Source organism: Fructilactobacillus sp. X2R1C1 (genome assembly GCF_059901435.1).
Map to the genome: position 1 here is coordinate 1 of NZ_JBWXUV010000081.1, position 278 is coordinate 278.

The following is a 278-nucleotide window of genomic DNA, read 5'->3' on the forward strand; positions in this document are numbered from 1 at the left end:
ATAACAACCTTCTTGTAATCTATTATCTATATTATAATCAATAGTTTGTATAACATTATTACCTAAATATCCAGCTTTATTTATTTTTTTACAATAATCATTATTTGTATATTTAACATTAGATAATCCTCCAAATGTTGTAGTACCAAAAGAAAAACTATCAAGATCAAATTTATATCCAAAAGTAGTATCAGGTGTTATTTCAACAGGATTTTTAGATATTAAGTTAAAATTAAATTTAACATGTGTAGGAAATACAGCAGGAAATAAATGATCTC

1 protein-coding gene is annotated in these 278 nt (G+C 22.7%); it reads right to left on the reverse strand.

The genetic code is table 11. The features are described 5' to 3' along the window. Positions 1-278 (reverse strand): hypothetical protein (locus tag AC6UDG_RS07575; RefSeq protein WP_500706970.1); only part of this gene is annotated, 278 nt, incomplete at both ends.